We start from the raw sequence: 17,744 nt of genomic DNA on the forward strand, positions 1-17,744 counted from the left end.
CTGCGGTGAGCCGGAATCCGCGGCCGCCCGCAACGACTCCACGCCCGCAACGGCTCTATCATCCAGTCATGCTGATCCGGGTCCCCTCGATCCGGCAAACGTTGGAGCAGTTGCGCACCGCGGATCCCGAGCGCGACGCGCTGAAACGGGCCGTCCGGGCGGCGATCATGGTGCCGATAACGGCCGGCGTCGCCTTCGCTCTGGTGGGTGGCGCAGTGACACCGCTGTATGCGCTGCTCGGCGCTTTCTGGCTGCTGGTGGTCACCGAATTTCCCGGCAACCGGCAGCAGCGCGCGGTGGGTTACCTCGGCTTGACCTCCAACGGGATCGTCCTGATCGCCGTCGGCACCTTGGTCGCCCCAATCCCCTGGCTGGCCGTGGCTTTGATGTTTCTCCTCGCGATCGCGGCCACCCTGGCCAGCTTGCTCAGCACGACGGTCTCCGCCGGTCAGCGCGCGACCCTGTTGTGCTACGTCTGGCCCGTCTGCACGCCGACCGGGCCCATCGGCGAGCGGTTGCTGGGTTGGCTGATCGCCGTCCTGCTGTGCGTGCCGGCGGCGTTGTTCTTCCTTCCGCCGCGGCACTATGGTGCCCTGCGCCGGCACGTCCGACAGGTGTGCACGGCGCTGGCCGACCGGATCGAGGGCACCGGTTCGGCCGAGGACGTGACCACGGCCATGGACGCGTTGCGGGCGAATTTTCTGGCCGCCAGCTGCCGCCCGGTCGGCCTCAGCGCCGGCAGCCGGGCACTGGTACGCGTCGTCGACCTTCTCGAGCTGGTCGCCGACCTCGTCGACGACGACACCGGGAGGACGTTGGGCACGCTGAACCCGCCTGCCGTCGAAATCCTGCGATGCTGCTCCCGATTGCTCGACGCAGCGCAACTCGCCCATCGCGCCACAAATCGCGCCACCCTGGACGAGGTGCTGGCCGAATTGCGGTCGCTGGCACGGCGCAATTACCGCGACGACGTGGTGCTGATTCTCGACGCACCGGACGACGAGTCTGGCGGTGCGACGGGGCGACAGCTGCTGGGATGCCGAAGTATCACGACGACCATCGCATTGATCGGCAGGGTCATCGCGGCGGCCGCCGCGGCCGACGCGCGGCCGGTGTGGGCACGGGCCCTAGGCCTGCAGCTGCCGCCCACCGGATTCGCCGACCGGCTGGCGTCGGAGACGGCCGCCGGCACGGCGGCGGCGGCGGCGTTCCTGGCCACCCGTTCCGTCGCGGCGCACAACGGCCTGCGCATGGGGGTCGGGTTGGCCCTGGCGGTCGCCGTCACTCATCTGCATCTGGTGGAGCATGGCTTCTGGGTCGTGGTGGGAACGATGCTGGTGCTCAGCAGCAGCGCGTTGACCACCAGAACCAAAGTCGTTCAGGCGGTTGTCGGTACGACGCTGGGGATCATCGTCGGTGGGCTGCTCGTCGGGGCCGTCGGTTCGCAACCCGTGGCGCTGTGGCTGCTGGTCCCGATCACCATTTTCGGGTCGACCTACCTGCCGCGGTTCGTTTCGTTCACCATCGCCCAGGCCGTGGGGGCGTTGAGCCTGCTGGTCATCCTCAATCTCACCGCGCCCGCCGGCTGGCGCGTCGGCCTGCTGCGCATCGAAGACATCGCGATGGGCGCGGCCGTCGGCCTGGTCGTGTCGCTGCTGCTGTGGCCCCGGGGCGCCACGGTTGCGGTGTCGGCGCTGATTCGAGCGGCGGTCGATGTCAACTTGCGCTACCTCCGGGCGGCCGTGCTGCGGGTCACCGAGGGTCGCTCGGAAGACAGCGACTCCGAACTCGCCGCCCTCAGCCACGATGCCCTCGTGTGCAGCCGAAGAGTGGATGACGCTGTGCGGCACTATCTTTCGGAGACGGGTAGCGGGGCCGACCTGCGCACTCCGGTGGTGCGGGCGGCCAACCGGGCCACGTGGTTGCGCCTCGCGGCGGACATGATCGCCGACATCAGGACGCTGCCCCCGAACGGGTCCTACCCGTCCGCCCGGGCCGTGCTGGAAGCCCACTTGGAGTTCGTCACCGAGCGGTTCTCCGCGTCCAACGACACGACCGGTCGGCCGATGGCCGGGGAAGTCGCCAGGGCGTTGCGAGCAGAGGCAGCCCGCGAAGCCAACGCGGTCGAGGCCGCGCAGCCATTCGTCACGGTGGCGGCCACCCTCGGCGAACTCGAGTTGATACCGCTCGGGCAGCCCGAAATAGGCTCTTCCACAAAGGTTTCCATCACCAACCAGAGTTGATCAGGCCATCGTCCGGGTGCCGTCGCCGGCCCGCCTGGTGACACGCCGGTCGTCGAGCCGCTCGAGCAGTGGCACGGCGACGCGACGGGTGGTGCCCAGGGCGCGCCGGGCCTCGCTGACGGTGAACGGCTGCGGCAGCTTCGCCAGGACATCGGCCGCCCGATCGAACGCGTCGGGACCCAGCACCACGCCGTCGGCGATCCGGGCCAGCCGCCCGGCGCGCACGGCGGCGGCCAGCTCCCGGGGGCCGAGCTTGAGGTCGGCCAGTTCGGCGGCCTCCGGCGCCCGAAACGGCTCGGCCGCCAGCCATTCCTCGATCGAACGCACCGCCTTGTCGACGCGGGCCGGCAGGCCCGCACCGGGAGGACGGACCAGCCCGTCCGCCACCTCCAGGCCGGTGCCGGCGAGCAGCGGCGCCAGCAGTTCGGCGGCGGGCAGCCCGGTGCGTTGCCGCAGCGTCTCCAGCGGCATGCCCGCCGCGACGTCGTTCTCGCCCGCCCACTGCCGCACCGCCTCGGTCGCGCGGCCGCGCCGCTCGGCCCACCACTGCGGGTCCACCACCCAGTCGCCCACCCGCTGCCCGCGCGCCGGCAGGCCCATCGCGCGCAGGTCGCTCGCCCGCGCGCAGTCAGGCGGGCGGACCCGGCCGGCCGCCAGCTCGGCGGCGCGTTCGCGCGCCGCGCCCCGACGGCGCAGCCCGGGCGGTCGGACGTCGAGCACTTCGATGCCCGCCGCGATCCGGTGCTCCCCGGGATCGCGCAGCAGCCCGACGTCCCCGACCCGCAACGGCAGCGGGTTCGCCAGGCGCAGCCGCGCCGCGGCCGTCCCCAACGCGCGCACCTGCACCGGCACGGCCGCGGACCCGACGTGCAGCACCAGCTGGCGGTGCAGCGTGCCGGCCGACCGCAGGCCGACGTCGATCTCCGCGGTGTCCAGCCACACGCCCGGCGTCCGGACGGTGTCCCCGCGGCCGATGTCGTGGCGGTCCACGCCCCGCAGGTTCAGCGCCACCCGCGCCACCGCGCCGACCTCGATTTCGTTGCGGCCCAACGACTGCAGCCCGCGGACCGTCACGCGGCGCCCGGCGTGTTCCAGCTCGTCGCCCACCCGGATGGTGCCCGCCGTCAGCGTTCCGGTCACCACCGTGCCCGCCCCCCGGACGGAGAATGACCGGTCGACCCACAGCCGCACGTCGGCGTCGCGGTCCGGGGGCGGCAGCCGATCGATCAGCGCCGTCAGCCCCGCGCGCACCCGCTCCAGGTCGGTGCCGACCGCGACGGGCACGACGCCGAGCGAGGTGGCGGCGAACCGTTCGCGCGCGTGCTCGATGGCCGGACCGGGATCGGCGAGGTCGGCCTTGCTGATCACCAGCAGCCCGTGCCGGACCCCGAGGGCGTCGAGCGCCGCCAGGTGTTCCTCGGACTGCGGCATCCAGCCCTCGGTGGCGGCGACGACGAACAAGACGGCCGGCACCGGCCCGACGCCCGCGAGCATGTTCGCGACGAACCGTTCGTGGCCGGGCACGTCGACGAACGCGACCTGACGGCCGCCGACCTCGGTCCACGCGAAGCCGAGGTCGATGGTCAGGCCCCGGCGCCGCTCCTCGGCGAGCCGGTCGGGCCACATGCCGGTGAGCCGGTGCAGCAAGGTCGACTTTCCGTGGTCGACGTGCCCGGCCGTGGCTATGACGAACATGCCCGCACCGCCGCCGCCAGCAGCTCGTCGTCCTCCGGCGCCACCGTGCGCAGGTCGAGCAGGCAGCGGCCGGATTCCAGGCGGCCCACGACGGGCGGGCTCCCCGCGCGCAGGGCGGCCGCGTACGACTCGGGCAGGCTCACCGCCGCGCTGGGCAACGCGACGCCCGGCGCACCCCCGCCGCCGACCGCGGCGACGCAGTCCACCGCGACGGCGTCGGGCAGCCGGTCGGCGAGCGATTCGGCGCGGGCCCGCAGCCGCGCCACGTCGGCGTCCAGCGCCTGGGCCACCGGTGGGGGCGGGCCCGTCAGGGTGGCCTCCAGCGCGGCGAGGGTGAGCTTGTCCACGCGCAGGGCGCGCGCCGCCGGATGCCGGCGCAGCCGCTCGATGAGCTCGCCGTCGCCGAAGAGCAGGCCGGCCTGCGGGCCGCCCAGCAGCTTGTCGCCGCTCGCGGTGACCAGGCTGGCGCCGTCGCGCAGCATCGACGTGGCGTCGGGTTCGTCGGGCAGCAGCGGGTGCGGCGCCAGCAACCCGGACCCGATGTCGACCACCAGCGGGACGTTCAGGTCCTTCAGCTGTGTCACGTCGACGGTCGAGGTGAACCCGGTGACGTGGAAGTTGGACGGGTGCACCTTCAGCACGAAACCGGTGTCGGGCCCGATCGCGTCGGCGTAGTCGCGCAGGCTGGTGCGGTTGGTGGTGCCGACCTCGCGCAGCCGCGAACCGGTGGACGCCAGCAGCTCGGGGATGCGGAAGCCGTCGCCGATCTCCACCAGCTCGCCGCGGCTGAGCACGATCTCCTTGCACGGGGCCAGCGCCAGGGCGGTCAACAGCAGGGCGGCGGCGTTGTTGTTCACGACGTGCACACCGCCCGCGGTGGGCACCGCGCGCGCCAGGGCGGCCAGCGCGCCCCGGCCGCGGCGCGCGCGCCGGCCCGTCGTCAGGTCGAACTCGACGTCCGTCGTCCCGGCCGCGGCGACCACCGCGTCGACGGCGGCCCGCGACAGCGGTGCCCGGCCGAGGTTGGTGTGTACGACGACGCCGGTGGCGTTGAGGACGGGCCGCAGGCTCGACGCGGTGGCGGGAAGGGCGGCGACGGCGTGCTCGGCGACGCGCTCGGGCTCGATCTCCCCGGCGCGGGCCCGCCGCTGCGCCTCCACGATCACCGACTTCACCAGTGCGCGGCCCAGCACGCGTTGCGCCTCGACCAGGCGCGGATCGGCGAGCAGGACGTCGGTCCCGGGCACCCGTCGGCGCGGGTCGCTCATGTCAGGCTCGAGGGAGTATGGCGGAGGCGGACGGGAATCGAACCCGCCAGCGGCAGCGTCTGCCGTTCGACGGTTTTGAAGACCGCGCCGGTCACCAGACCGGACACGCCTCCTCGGACCATGTCGACAAGTATGGACTTCGTGACCTACCGACTGACCCAGTACGCCCACGGCGGCGGCTGCGCGTGCAAGATTCCGCCCGGTGAGCTGGAGGACATCGTCCGCGGACTCGGGCCGGCCGCGCCGCGCGACCCGCTCGGCGAGCTGCTCGTCGGGCTCGACCACGGCGACGACGCGGCGGCGGTCCGGATCGAGGGCGGCACGGCGCTGATCGCGACGACGGACTTCTTCACCCCGGTGGTGGACGACGCCTACGACTGGGGCCGGATCGCGGCCACCAACGCGCTGTCCGACGTGTACGCGATGGGCGGGCGCCCGGTGGTCGCGGTGAACCTGCTGGGTTGGCCGCGCGACGTGCTGCCGTTCGAGCTGGCGGCCGAGACGCTGCGCGGCGGGCTGGACGTCTGCGGCCTGGCCGGCTGCCACCTCGCCGGCGGGCACAGCGTCGACGACCCGGAGCCCAAATACGGGTTGGCCGTCACGGGGGTCGCGGACCCGAATCGGTTGCTGCGCAACGACTCCGGCAAACCCGGCACGCCGCTGGCGCTGACTAAGCCGCTCGGCGTCGGCGTGCTGAACAGCAGGCACAAGGCCACCGGGGAGCGCTTTGAGCAGGCGATCGACGTGATGACCACGCTCAACGCCGATGCGGCCGCGGCGGCGCTGGCGGCGGGCGCCGAATGTGCAACGGACATAACGGGTTTCGGCCTGTTGGGCCACCTTTACAAGATGGCGCGGGCCAGCGGCGTCACGGCGGTGATCGACTCGGCGGCGGTGCCGTATCTGGATGGCGCGCGCGAGGCGCTGGCGGCCGGCTACGTCAGCGGCGGCACCCGGCGCAACCTCGACTGGGTGGCGCCGCACGCGGACCTGTCCGCGGTCGGCGAGGACGAGGCCCTGCTGCTCGCCGACGCGCAAACCTCCGGCGGTTTGCTGATCGCCGGCGAGATCCCGGGTGCCCCCGTCATCGGGGAGCTGGTGCCGCGCGGCGAGCACCCGATCGTGGTGCGCTGAGCGGCGGGGTTTCGGAAGGGCGCACTAGGGTAGAGGCCATGGCTATGCGCAAGCTATTCCTGGAGTGGCCCGTCGTGCGTCAGCTGCGCTCGGGAGACAAGCTCGGCCGCGGGTCGGCCGTCACCTCGAAACAGACCCGCGCCGTCGCGCCGCGCACGACGACGGCCGACCGCGTGGTCCAAAGCATCTGTCCCTACTGCGCCGTCGGCTGCGGGCAGAAGGTGTACGTCAAGGACGACCGGGTGGTCCAGATCGAGGGCGACCCGGACTCGCCGATCTCGCGAGGCCGCTTGTGTCCCAAGGGTGCTGCCAGTGAACAGCTGGTGAACTCGCCAGGCCGGCAGCTGAAGGTGCTCTACCGCGCTCCGCGAGCGACCGAGTGGCAGCCGCTCGAGCTGGACACCGCGATCGACATGGTGGCCGACCGCTTCGTCGAGGCGCGCCGCCATTCCTGGCAGGACATCGACAAGAAGGGACATCCGCTGCGGCGCACCATGAAGATCGCCGCACTCGGCGGTGCCACACTGGACAATGAAGAGAACTACGTCATCAAGAAGCTCTTCACCGCCGCCGGTGCGATTCAGATCGAGAACCAAGCTCGTATTTGACACAGCTCCACGGTTCCCGGTCTGGGGACCTCCTTCGGGCGCGGTGGCGCCACCCAAACACTGCAAGACATGGCCAACGCGGACTGCATCGTCATCCAGGGCTCGAACATGGCCGAGTGTCATCCCGTCGGCTTTCAGTGGGTCGAGGAGGCGAAATCGCGCGGCGCCAAGGTGATTCACGTCGATCCGCGGTTCACTCGCACGTCGGCGGTGTCGGACAAGCACATCCCGATCCGGGCCGGCTCTGACGTGGTGCTGCTAGGGGCGCTGATCAACCACATCATCTCTGCCGAACTGTGGTTCAAAGAGTACGTCGTCGCGTACACCAACGCGGCCACCCTGATCAACGAAAATTACCGCGACACAGAGGATCTGGGCGGTCTGTTCTCCGGTTATGATCCCGAAACCGGGCAGTACGACCAGTCGACCTGGGCGTATGCCGGACAGGAAGAGGACGAACACCGTCAAGAGCATGGCGCCAGTGCGTCCGCCCGAGCGGCCGGCGACGTGCACGGCAGCGGCGGTCCGCCCTTGCCGCACGCTCGCGTGCTGCGCGACGAGACCCTGCAGCATCCCCGCACGGTGTTTCAGATCGTCAAACGACATTACGCGCGTTACACGCCGGAGATGGTGCGCGACGTCTGCGGTATCAGCGCCGAAGACTTCGATTACCTGGCCCGCTCGATCGTCGAGAACTCCGGGCGTGAGCGGACCACCTGTTTCGCCTACGCCGTCGGCTGGACTCAGCACACGCTGGGAGCCCAATTCATCCGCACCGCAACGATTCTGCAGTTGTTGCTCGGCAACGTCGGTCGCCCGGGCGGCGGGATCATGGCGTTGCGCGGTCACGCCACGATCCAGGGGTCGACCGACATTCCGACGTTGTTCAACCTGCTCCCCGGCTACTTGTCGATGCCGAAGGCCGGCGTGCACGACACGTTCCGTGAGTACATCGAAGCGGTCGGGCCAAAGAATCAGAAGGGTTTCTGGGCCGACGCGGACACCTACTTCGTCAGCCTGCTCAAGGCGTGGTGGGGAGACGCCGCCCGGGCGGACAACGACTGGGCCTACGACTATTTGCCGCGGCTGTCAGGCCCGCACGGCACGTACCAGACGGTCATGTCGATGCTCGACGACGACGTCGACGGGTACTTCCTGCTCGGCCAGAATCCGGCCGTCGGCTCGGCGCACGGCCGGTTGCAGCGCATGGGGATGTCGCGCCTCAAGTGGTTGGTGGTCCGCGATCTCAACCTGATCGAGTCGGCCACCTTCTGGAAGGACGGCCCCGAAATCGCTTCCGGCGAACTGAAGACCGAGGAAATCGAGACCGAGGTGTTCTTCTTCCCGGCCGCGACGCACGTCGAGAAGGCCGGTTCGTTCACCCAGACCCAACGCCTCGTCCAGTGGCGCCACAAAGCCGTCGACCCGCCCGGCGACTGCCAGAGCGAGCTGCAATTCTTCGTCGAGTTGGGCAAGCGAATCCGGCAGCGGCTGGCTGGCTCTACCGACGAACGCGACCGGCCGCTGCTGGACCTGACCTGGGACTACCCCACCGACGAGCACGGCGAGCCGGACCCCACCGCGGTGCTCGCCGAGATCAGCGGCTGCTACCTGACCGGGCCCAAGGCCGGCCAGCCCGTGCCGGGGTACACCGAGCTGGGCGCCGACGGGTCGACGTCGTGCGGCTGCTGGATCTACTCGGGCGTGTATGCCGAAGGGGTCAACCAGGCCGCCCGGCGGGCGCCGCTGGGGGGTCCGAGTCCCAGCCAGTCCGAGTGGGGCTGGGCCTGGCCGGCCGACCGCCGCATCCTGTACAACCGCGCATCGGCCGACCCGGATGGCAAACCGTGGAGTGAGCGCAAGCGCTACATCTGGTGGGACGAGCAGCGCGCCCGTTGGGTCGGCGACGACGTGCCCGATTTCCCCGTCGACCGCGCCCCACACGTCCGGCCGGATCCGGACATCGGCGGCCCGGATGCACTGGCCGGCGACGACCCGTTCATCATGCAGGCCGACGGCAAAGGCTGGCTGTTCGCCCCGAAGGGGATGGTCGATGGGCCGCTGCCCACGCATTACGAACCGCAGGAGTCCCCGGTCGCCAACGCGCTGTATCCCCAGCAACGAAACCCGTCGCGAATCACGTTCCCGCGCAAGGACAACCTGAGCGCGCCCAGCGCCGGCGAGCCCGGGGCCGACGTGTATCCGTACGTGTTCACCACCTACCGGCTCACCGAGCACCACACCGCCGGCGGCATGAGCCGGTGGCTGCCCTACCTGTCGGAGCTGCAGCCGGAGATGTTCTGCGAGGTGTCTCCTGAGCTGGCCGCCGAGCGCGGCCTGGAGCCCTACGGGTGGGCCACCATCGTCTCGCCCCGCTCGGCGATCGAGGCGAGGGTGCTGGTCACCGAACGCGTTGCGCCGCTGGTGATCAACGGCCACACCGTGCATCAGATCGGGTTGCCCTACCACTGGGGCGTCGGCGGCGACGCCGTGGTCAGCGGGGATGCGGCCAACGACTTGTTGGGCGTCACACTGGATCCCAACGTGCAGATCCAGGAGTCAAAGGCCGGGTCGTGCGACATCCGGCCCGGCCGCCGGCCGCAGGGCGAAGAGCTGCTCCGCCTGATCGCCGAATACCAATCTCGCTCGGGCGCCACCGCCGAGACGGGAAATGTACGACTGAGCGACGCCGTCGGGGAAGGGGGAGCCGATGGGCCAGCTGAGCGGACCGACTGACCCGGCCGCCGAAGCAGGTTGGGCAGTTCCCAAGCCGCGCAAGGGATTCTTTACCGACACCTCGATCTGCATCGGCTGCAAGGCCTGCGAGGTCGCCTGCAAGGAATGGAACCGCAACCCGCGCGACGGGGAGCTGGAGCTGCTGGGTTCGTCCTACGACAACACCGGCGCGCTGGGCGCCAGCACATGGCGGCACGTCGCGTTCATCGAGCAGGGCCGCGACCGCATCGAGCAGGCGCGCGAATCCGGCCGGGCGCTAATCGATTTGGGCATGCCCGCCGTGCCGGCACCTCCGGATACCAGCCCGCCGGACACGCCGGAGTTCCGCTGGCTGATGTCGTCGGATGTGTGCAAGCACTGCACGCACGCCGGATGCCTCGACGTCTGCCCGACCGGTGCGTTGTTCCGCACCGAATTCGGCACGGTCGTCGTGCAGGCCGATGTCTGCAACGGGTGCGGCACCTGCGTCGCGGGGTGCCCGTTCGGGGTGGTCGAGCGGCGCAGCGACGGCACCTTTACGACGCCGGCGCAGCGACCGGGTTCCCCAAGCGAGAAACCGGTTTCCGGGGTGGCCCAGAAGTGCACCCTGTGTTATGACCGCCTGGTCGAGGACCAGACACCGGCGTGCGCCCAGACCTGCCCGACCACCTCGATCAAGTTCGGCGACCACGACGACCTGGTGGTCAAGGCGCGGGAGCGGGTCGCCGCGTTGCACGCCCAGGGGCTGACGGAGGCCCGCCTCTACGGCGCCAACGAGTACGACGGGGTGGGCGGCACCGGCTCGATCTTCCTGTTGCTCGACGAGCCGGAGGTCTACGGGCTGCCACCCGACCCGCGGGTGTGCACGGCCGACCTGCCCGAAATGTTCAAGCGGGCCGGCCTGGCCGCGGCCGGCATGTTCGGCGCGGCGGTGCTGGCGTTCTGGAGGAGCAGGTGACCACCTCGGAATTCGACAGCGTGCGCCCGCCCGAGCCGACGGGCGGCCGGCGGCGCAGCGGAAAGGGCAAGGGGCGCAAGGGCGGTGCCGACGGCTCGCGTGAGATGCCGATGGTGCCTGAGGCGGAGTTCAGCTCGTATTACGGACGCCCGGTGGTCAAGCCCGCGCCGTGGGGACACGAAGTGGCGGCATACCTGTTCCTGGGCGGCGTCGCCGGTGGGTCGGGTCTGCTGGCGGCCGGCGCCCAGCTCACCGGCCGGGACAAGCTGCGCCGCAACACCAGGCTGTCCGCGCTGATCGCGGTGATGCTGGGCGCGGTCGCGCTGGTGAAGGACCTTGGCCGGCCCGAGCGTTTCGTGAACATGCTGCGGACCATCAAGCTGACCTCGCCGATGAGCGTCGGATCGTGGATCCTGAGCTCCTTCAGCGCCGGGATCGGGTTGGCCGCGGTCTCCGAGATCGACCGGATGACCGGCGAGCGCATCCCGCTGGGCCCGCTGCGGCCCGCGCTGCGCGCGCTCGAGGGCCCGGCCGGCTTGGAAGCCGCGGTCCTCGCGCCGCCGCTTGCCGTCTACACCGCGGTGCTGCTCAGCGACACCGCAACCCCGACGTGGAACGCCGCCTACAAAGACCTGCCGTTCGTATTCGCGAGCTCGGCGACCCTGGCCGCGTCGGGATTGGCGATGATCACCACCCCGGTCGCCGAGGCCGGGCCCGCCCGCACCCTGGCCGTCATCGGGGCGGTGAGCGATCTGGTCTCCGCCAGGTTCACCGAACACCGGATGGACCCGGTCACCAGGGAACCGCTGCACCACGGCAGGCCGGGCCGGCTGCTCGCGTGGAGCGAACGGCTCGCGGCCGCAGGCGGTTTGGGCGCATTGCTCGGCGGGAAGCACCGCGGCGTCGCCGCGTTGTCCGGGATGGCGCTGCTGACGGCCTCGGCAATGCTGCGGTTCGGGTTCTTCGAGGCGGGGCTGGAGTCGACCCGCGACCCCCGCTACACGATCGAGCCGCAGAAGCGCAGGCTGGCGGCCCGCCGGGCGGCGGGCGTCACGGGAGACTCCATCACCACCGCGGACTAGCCGCACGGCCTTGAGTGTGCGGTGGCGGTTTTCAGTGCGTCCTCAGGGCGGGATTTCGGCGATTCGTCCGCCCGGGGTTCACACAAAGTGCCCACGATTCACACTCCGATTTTTTGCCGCGGCGTTACGACCAGGAACGCCTGGGTATCCAGTTGGCTATGACGAATTTTGGCTACACTTTGATGACCGAGCAGAGTGGACCCAAAGACCTTGTGCGGCACGCAGTTTCAGCCGAAGATCGCGGGTTCGACTTCGAGGTGTGCAGTGACCACTTCTCGCCCTGGCTGACGTCGCAGGGGCACGCGCCGAACGCCTGGGCGGTTCTGGGTGCGGTGGCGCACGCCACCGAACGGGTGGACTTGTACACCTACGTGACCTGCCCGACGATGCGGTATCACCCCGCGATCGTCGCGCAGCAGGCCGCCACCGTGCAGATCCTGTCCGACGGCCGGTTCACCCTCGGCCTGGGCAGCGGCGAGAACCTCAACGAACATGTCGTCGGCAGGGGCTGGCCCACCGTCGAGCGTCGGCAGGACATGCTGCGCGAAGCCATCAAGATCATCCGCGAGCTGTTCGGCGGCGACCTGGTGAACTGGCGCGGCGATTACTTCCAGGTGGACTCGGCGCGGCTGTGGGACGTCCCGGACGTCCCGATCGGCATCGGGGTCGCGATGTCCGGGGCGAAGGGCGTCGAGAGGTTCGCCAGGCTGGCCGAACACCTGATAGCCGTGGAGCCCGACGCGGACCTCGTCCGCGAGTGGCACGCCGCGCGCCAGGCCGCCAACCTCGCCGGCGGCGGGCGGGTGGTCGGCCAGATCCCGGTGTCGTGGGATCCCGACCGGGATGCCGCCATCCAGCGCGCGCACGACCAGTTCCGCTGGTTCGGCGGCGGCTGGAAGGTCAACGCCGACCTGCCGACTCCGGCCGGTTTCGCCGGCGCGACCCAATTCGTGCGGCCCGAAGACGTTGCCGAGTCGATTCCGTGCGGCCCCGACCTGGATGCGATCGTCGAGGCGGTCCGACCCTACTGGGAGGCCGGGTTCACCGACATCGCGCTGGTCCAGATCGGCGGCGAGACGCAGGACCTCTTCCTCAAAGAGGCCGCCCAGCCTTTGCTCGACGCGCTGCGCGACGCGGCTGGCTGATCACAAGTTTGGGCCGTTTCTGCCCGGGTATCCGACAGCCAACGTGGGCTTCGGGCTACCACCGGCAGTTTGACGCATCAACAGGGGCTTAGGGCCAGGGCGGGCGTAAGGCCGGCAAATCTGCTGTGCAGCAGCCGTTTTGTGCCCGCTTGCGCCCAGCCCGGCAAGGGAGTCGACAATGAACGATCGATCCGGCAACACCACGGCGCCGCTGGTCAAGGCGCTCGCCGGCGCCAGCTTCGGGCTGGGTCTGGCCGAGCTGGTGGCGCCCCAGAAGGTTGCTGAGATCGCGGGCGTGGACGACACGCGCCTGTCCCGCCGGGTCATCCGCGCGCTCGGCGCCCGCGAATGCGGCCATGGGGCCGCGTTGTCGGTCGGCTCGGACCGGCTGGTCTGGACGCGGGTGGCCGGCGACGTCCTGGATGTGGCGTTGCTGCTGGTCGGGGTGGCCGCCCGGGACCGTGGTCGCCGGCGCCGGGGCGCGATTTCGGCGACCGTCCTCGGCGGCATCGGGGCGGTCGACCTCTACGCCGCGCTGCGCGCCACCCGCGACGGCGGCGGCCGCCACGCCAACGGCGCGAGCAACCGAACCGTCCGCGCCGCGGTCACGGTCCGGCGCCCACCCGAGGACGTGTACCGCTTCTGGCGGGACCTGGAGAACTTGCCCAGCTTCATGCACCACCTGCAATCGGTCACGACCGGCTCGGACGGGCGCTCGCACTGGGTGGCCAGCGCGCCGGTGGGGCAGCCGGTGCAATGGGATGCGCAGATCACCGAGGACCGACCCGGCGAGCGGATCGCGTGGCAGTCGCTGCCCGGCTCGGGGATTCAAAACGGCGGCAGCGTCGAGTTCACGCCCGCCACCAACGGCGACGGAACCGAGGTTCGGGTTCGGATCGGCTACCAGATGCCGGGGGGCGCCGTCGGCAAGGCCGCCGCGACCCTGCTCGGCGAATCGCCCGATCAGCAGGTCAACGACGACCTTCGGCGGTTCAAGCAAATCCTGGAGACGGGTCAGGTGCTGCGCTCGGACGGCTCGCCGGAAGGCACCGCCGCGGCCCGGCAGCTGCATCAGCAGCCCGCCCAGCCGAACGGTCACAACGGAAAAGGAGCCACCGCATGAAAGCCACGATCTGGGCGGGACGCAACAGCGTTGAGGTGAAATCGGTTCCGGACCCGACGATCCTCAACGAGCGCGACGCCATCGTGCGCGTCACCTCGACGGCGATCTGCGGTTCGGACCTGCACCTGTACGACGGCTACATCCCGACCGTCAAGCACGGGGACGTGCTGGGCCACGAGTTCATGGGCGAGGTCATCGAGGTCGGGAAGGCGGTGCCCAACCTCGCCGTCGGCGACCGGGTGGTGGTGCCGTTCCCGATCGCGTGCGAGGCATGCTCGGCCTGCGAACGCGACCTGTATTCGCTGTGCGAGAACTCGAACCCGAACGCGGGCATCGCCGAGAAGTTCATGGGTCATTCCCCGGCGGGGCTCTTCGGGTATTCGCACATGCTCGGTGGATTCGCCGGTGGCCAAGCGGAATACGCCCGGGTGCCGTTCGCCGACGTGGGACCGCTTCGGGTCGAAGACGATCTCACAGACGATCAAGTGTTGTTCTTGTCGGACATCTTGCCGACGGGCTACATGGGCGCCGAGATGTGCGATATCCAACCCGGCCAGGTCGTGGCGGTGTGGGGCGCCGGTCCGGTCGGGCTGTTCGCGATCATGAGCGCGTTCCTGCTGGGCGCATCGAAGGTCATCGCCATCGACCGGGTGCCCTATCGGCTCGAGCTGGCCGAAAAGATCGGCGCGACAACCATCAACTTCGACGAAACGCCGGTTCTCGAGGGGCTTCAGGACATCACCGCCGGGCGGGGGCCGGATCACTGTATCGATGCGGTCGGGATGGAGGCGCGCAATGGGTCGACCCCGGTGGACGCCTACGATCGGGTAAAGCAGGCGATGCGGCTGGAAACCGAACGCCCGCATGCACTTCGGGAAGCAGCGATGAGTTGCCGCAACGGCGGCACCATCTCGATCGTCGGGGTTTACGGCGGTCTGATGGACAAGTTTCCCATCGGCGCGATCATGAACCGGTCGCTGACCATCAAGACGGGCCAATGCCACGTGCAGCGCTACATGCGGCCCCTACTGGAACGGATCCGCAGCGGCGACATCGACCCGACCGTCATCATCACCCACCATCTCGGGCTCGATCAGGCGCCGCACGGCTACGAGATCTTCAAACACAAGCAGGACGGCTGCACCAAAGTCGTCCTCCATCCGTGAAGGAGGTATCGCGATGTCAAATGAGTTGCAAGGGACAAAGATTGCCATCCTGGCGGCGGACGGCGTGGAGAAGGTGGAACTGGAGCAGCCACGTGCGGCCCTGGAAGAAGCCGGCGCCGAGGTCGAGGTGCTGTCGTTGAAGCCGGGCGAAATCCAGGCTCGTGACCACGATCTCGAGGCCGCGGGCACCTTCCCCGTCGACCGCCCCGTGTCGGACGCGTCGGTGGGCGACTTCGGCGGCCTGGTACTCCCGGGCGGCACGGTGAACCCGGACAAGTTGCGTCTGGACGAGGCCGCGGTGAAGTTCGTTCGCGACTTCGTCGTCTCCGGGAAGCCGGTCGCCGCAATCTGCCACGGACCGTGGACGTTGGTGGAGGCGGGCGTGGCGGTGGGGCGCACGCTGACCTCCTATCCCAGCATCCGCACGGACCTGCGTAACGCCGGCGCCCACGTGGTGGACGAAGAGGTGGTGGTTGACGGCAACCTGATCACCAGCCGCTCACCGTCGGACCTGCCGGCGTTCTGCGAGACCATCGTCAAGCAATTCGCCCACGGCAGTGCCGGATAGCCGCCGCCGGACCGTTTTAACCCGCAAGTTTGCGGGCATTACACAGGTCAGGCCGTGATCGCCACGGCGATCTCTGCCAGGCTGAGCGAAAGGCCCACGTTGACAACAACCTATCCCGAGCCTGCGATCTCGGTTGCGCACAATGTGTATCGGCCCCAAGAGGATTCCCGATTGCTGGTCGACGCAATGCACCACACCGCCCTCATTCCGGGACGACGGGTCCTCGACCTTTGTACGGGTAGCGGATTCGTCGCGATCGCCGCGGCCGAGATGGGCTGTGCCAGCGTGACCGCCTGCGACACCTGCCACCACGCGGTGCGTTGTTCGCGCGGTAACGCCGCCCTGGCCGGCGTGGAGGTGGACGTTCGCCTGGGATCGTGGACCGAAGCCGTCGACTGGGCGCCGTTCGACGTGGTGGTGGCCAATCCTCCTTATGTCCCGGCCCCGCGCGCCGGCGTTGCTGAGCCCGGTCGCGCGATTGCCGGACCGTCTTGGGCCTGGGACGCGGGTCCCGACGGGCGCCTGGTTCTGGATCCGCTGTGCGAGGCGGCGCCAAAGTTGTTGTGCGACGGCGGATCCCTTTTGCTGGTGCATTCGGCGCTCGCCGGCGTCCAACAATCCCTGGACCGCCTGAAATGGGCCGGCCTGAGGGCCGAAGTCATGGCGTCCAAGTGGATTCCGTTCGGTCCCGTCATGTCGGCTCGGGCCAACTGGCTGGAGGAGACGGGGCGGATCCCGCGTGGGCGCCGGGAAGAGGAGCTCGTGGTGATCCGGGCGGACAAGCCATGACCACCACGCGGGTACAGGTGGTGGCCGGAGGACCCGTGCTGGTATCCGGGCCGGTGCGGGTGGAGACCCCCGGTGGCGATGTCGTCGAGTCCGACCGCTTCATGGTGGCGATCTGCACCTGCCGGCGCAGCGACGATTATCCGTTGTGCGACACCAGCCATCGCCGCTGCCGCGGCGTCAAGAAGCAGACGAACTAGTCTAGGGCCCTGCGCAACGACGTCTGGCCCTGCTTCCACGCCCCGATCAGCTTGTCCGCCAAGCGGTTTTCGACCGCCGCGTGCGCGCGGATCCCGAAAACGACATCGGAGTCGAGGTGCGGTTCCCGCGCCACGAGGTCGCCGACGACGTCGATGCGCACCACCTGTTCGTGTACCGCGTCGGCCTCGACGTGCTCGCCGTAGAAACCGACGCAGGCCGGCGGCGCATCCATCCTCTGCAAGGCCTGCACCATTCGCCGCGATCCCGGCGGTGACGTGATCTCAGTCGAGGCGAAATGCCCGATCGCGGCGCCACGCAGCCGACGGTGCAACCCGAACAGCGACATGAGATTCACCACGGCCAGTGCCTCGGCGGGGACGGCGTCGAGGCAGCCCAGATAGGTCTCGTCCAGACCGGCCGCCGTCAACAGGTCCGCGAACAGTTGCTGGTGCAGGCGCGGGCCCTGGCCTGCGCCGTACTCGTCGAACTCGACGGCGACGAACGCGGCCTTCGCGGTGCCCATCAGCCGCGGGATCGCCCACGCGTGCGGGTCGCCCTCTTTGAGGTGATACAGCGACCGGTGCACGAAGTATTCGCGCATCTGCTGCCAGGTTCCCGAGTCGCGCAGGAAATACGACGGCCCGTCACCATCGGCGGGCTCGATGGAAATCGCCTCCATCTCGGCTTGCGCCGTCTGGTCGGGGTCGATGGGGCCGACATCGCGCCGCACCCCCGCCAGGAACACGCGTTCCAGTTCCGCGCGCAACCGCAGCAGCGCGGGATTCCACTCCCAGCTGGGGTCGACGCCCGCGAAGCCGCGGTAGTGCAGCTCGTAGCACATGCACAAGGCGAGCTGAAGATCCAGGCCGAAGGGGTCGGAGTCCCGCACGGACGCGCCGATGCGGGTGAGGTTGTCGTGTGCGGGGGGGCCGGCCAGCGCGCGGTGGACGGCCGTCGACAGCGGTCCGTGCGCCGCCGGCAGGGCAGGCTCGACAGTGATTGATGCGCGAGTCACGCCGATGACTACCCGAGATTCGGGCCAGGCAAACGAA

Annotated in this window: 14 protein-coding genes and 1 tRNA gene; 11 read left to right on the forward strand and 4 right to left on the reverse strand. The window is 69.9% G+C overall.

From position 1 onward, the window contains the following. The first annotated feature begins 68 nt into the window (after window positions 1–68). On the forward strand, window positions 69–2,243 hold the full coding sequence (locus AWB92_RS21420; RefSeq protein ID WP_085189222.1) for an FUSC family protein: 2,175 nt from the start codon (window positions 69–71) through the stop codon (window positions 2,241–2,243). Here AWB92_RS21420 and AWB92_RS21425 read toward each other — a convergent pair whose 3' ends face one another. The 3 genes from AWB92_RS21425 to AWB92_RS21435 form a co-directional block, all read right to left on the reverse strand. Then, complete coding sequence (locus AWB92_RS21425; RefSeq protein ID WP_085189224.1) at window positions 2,244–3,938, reverse strand: selenocysteine-specific translation elongation factor; 1,695 nt, start codon at window positions 3,936–3,938, stop codon at window positions 2,244–2,246. Next, the gene (gene selA / locus AWB92_RS21430) at window positions 3,926–5,206 is read right to left on the reverse strand and encodes an L-seryl-tRNA(Sec) selenium transferase (protein WP_085189226.1); all 1,281 of its coding nucleotides are present in this window, start codon (window positions 5,204–5,206) and stop codon (window positions 3,926–3,928) included. The genes AWB92_RS21425 and selA overlap by 13 nt, the downstream gene beginning before the upstream one ends. 18 nt (window positions 5,207–5,224) lie before the next feature. Beyond that, window positions 5,225–5,319 (reverse strand) — tRNA-Sec (locus AWB92_RS21435). A gap of 28 nt (window positions 5,320–5,347) precedes the next feature. Here AWB92_RS21435 and selD point away from each other — a divergent pair. The 10 genes from selD (at window position 5,348) to AWB92_RS21490 (ending at window position 16,691) form a co-directional block, all read left to right on the forward strand. After that, complete coding sequence (gene selD / locus AWB92_RS21440) at window positions 5,348–6,340, forward strand: selenide, water dikinase SelD (RefSeq protein WP_085189267.1); 993 nt, start codon at window positions 5,348–5,350, stop codon at window positions 6,338–6,340. A gap of 38 nt (window positions 6,341–6,378) precedes the next feature. Next, window positions 6,379–9,684 carry a formate dehydrogenase gene (fdh, locus tag AWB92_RS21450; protein ID WP_241523539.1) on the forward strand — a complete coding sequence of 1,102 codons (3,306 nt, stop codon included), beginning with the start codon at window positions 6,379–6,381 and terminating at the stop codon, window positions 9,682–9,684. Beyond that, window positions 9,659–10,621 (forward strand): 4Fe-4S dicluster domain-containing protein, encoded by a 963-nt coding sequence (locus AWB92_RS21455; RefSeq protein ID WP_085189269.1) that lies wholly within the window; start codon window positions 9,659–9,661, stop codon window positions 10,619–10,621. Before fdh ends, AWB92_RS21455 begins: the two co-directional genes overlap by 26 nt. Then, window positions 10,618–11,703: an NrfD/PsrC family molybdoenzyme membrane anchor subunit gene (gene nrfD, locus AWB92_RS21460; RefSeq protein WP_085189232.1), complete on the forward strand. Its 1,086-nt coding sequence runs from the start codon at window positions 10,618–10,620 to the stop codon at window positions 11,701–11,703. Before AWB92_RS21455 ends, nrfD begins: the two co-directional genes overlap by 4 nt. 158 nt (window positions 11,704–11,861) lie before the next feature. Then, a complete protein-coding gene (locus tag AWB92_RS21465; protein WP_085189234.1) occupies window positions 11,862–12,848 on the forward strand; it encodes an LLM class F420-dependent oxidoreductase in 987 nt (328 codons plus the stop codon). A gap of 178 nt (window positions 12,849–13,026) precedes the next feature. Continuing rightward, window positions 13,027–13,971: an SRPBCC family protein gene (locus AWB92_RS21470; RefSeq protein ID WP_085189236.1), complete on the forward strand. Its 945-nt coding sequence runs from the start codon at window positions 13,027–13,029 to the stop codon at window positions 13,969–13,971. Beyond that, entirely contained in the window at window positions 13,968–15,137 is a 1,170-nt protein-coding gene (locus tag AWB92_RS21475) for a zinc-dependent alcohol dehydrogenase (protein WP_085189238.1), read from the forward strand. The genes AWB92_RS21470 and AWB92_RS21475 overlap by 4 nt, the downstream gene beginning before the upstream one ends. Window positions 15,138–15,150: 13 nt before the next feature. Further along, window positions 15,151–15,705, forward strand: coding sequence for a type 1 glutamine amidotransferase domain-containing protein (locus AWB92_RS21480; RefSeq protein WP_085189240.1), 555 nt, complete (start codon window positions 15,151–15,153; stop codon window positions 15,703–15,705). Between the two features lie 99 nt (window positions 15,706–15,804). After that, window positions 15,805–16,494, forward strand: coding sequence for a HemK2/MTQ2 family protein methyltransferase (locus AWB92_RS21485; RefSeq protein WP_085189271.1), 690 nt, complete (start codon window positions 15,805–15,807; stop codon window positions 16,492–16,494). Next, window positions 16,491–16,691: a CDGSH iron-sulfur domain-containing protein gene (locus tag AWB92_RS21490; RefSeq protein ID WP_068184718.1), complete on the forward strand. Its 201-nt coding sequence runs from the start codon at window positions 16,491–16,493 to the stop codon at window positions 16,689–16,691. The genes AWB92_RS21485 and AWB92_RS21490 overlap by 4 nt, the downstream gene beginning before the upstream one ends. Here the strand turns inward: AWB92_RS21490 and AWB92_RS21495 are convergent. Next, complete coding sequence (locus AWB92_RS21495; RefSeq protein WP_085189242.1) at window positions 16,688–17,707, reverse strand: iron-containing redox enzyme family protein; 1,020 nt, start codon at window positions 17,705–17,707, stop codon at window positions 16,688–16,690. The two genes, AWB92_RS21490 and AWB92_RS21495, sit on opposite strands and share 4 nt — an antisense overlap. Window positions 17,708–17,744: the final 37 nt, after the last annotated feature.

It is taken from the genome of Mycobacterium sp. IEC1808 (assembly GCF_002101935.1).
Lineage (GTDB): Bacteria > Actinomycetota > Actinomycetes > Mycobacteriales > Mycobacteriaceae > Mycobacterium.

What these genes read in the sequence shown, in the direction of transcription:
- AWB92_RS21420 (WP_085189222.1), top strand. Translation starts at nt 69, where the DNA reads ATGCTGATCCGGGTCCCCTCGATCCGGCAAACGTTGGAGCAGTTGCGC.
- AWB92_RS21425 (WP_085189224.1), bottom strand. Translation starts at nt 3,938, where the DNA reads ATGTTCGTCATAGCCACGGCCGGGCACGTCGACCACGGAAAGTCGACC.
- selA (WP_085189226.1), bottom strand. Translation starts at nt 5,206, where the DNA reads ATGAGCGACCCGCGCCGACGGGTGCCCGGGACCGACGTCCTGCTCGCC.
- AWB92_RS21455 (WP_085189269.1), top strand. Translation starts at nt 9,659, where the DNA reads ATGGGCCAGCTGAGCGGACCGACTGACCCGGCCGCCGAAGCAGGTTGG.
- AWB92_RS21465 (WP_085189234.1), top strand. Translation starts at nt 11,862, where the DNA reads ATGACGAATTTTGGCTACACTTTGATGACCGAGCAGAGTGGACCCAAA.
- AWB92_RS21470 (WP_085189236.1), top strand. Translation starts at nt 13,027, where the DNA reads ATGAACGATCGATCCGGCAACACCACGGCGCCGCTGGTCAAGGCGCTC.
- AWB92_RS21475 (WP_085189238.1), top strand. Translation starts at nt 13,968, where the DNA reads ATGAAAGCCACGATCTGGGCGGGACGCAACAGCGTTGAGGTGAAATCG.
- AWB92_RS21480 (WP_085189240.1), top strand. Translation starts at nt 15,151, where the DNA reads ATGTCAAATGAGTTGCAAGGGACAAAGATTGCCATCCTGGCGGCGGAC.
- AWB92_RS21490 (WP_068184718.1), top strand. Translation starts at nt 16,491, where the DNA reads ATGACCACCACGCGGGTACAGGTGGTGGCCGGAGGACCCGTGCTGGTA.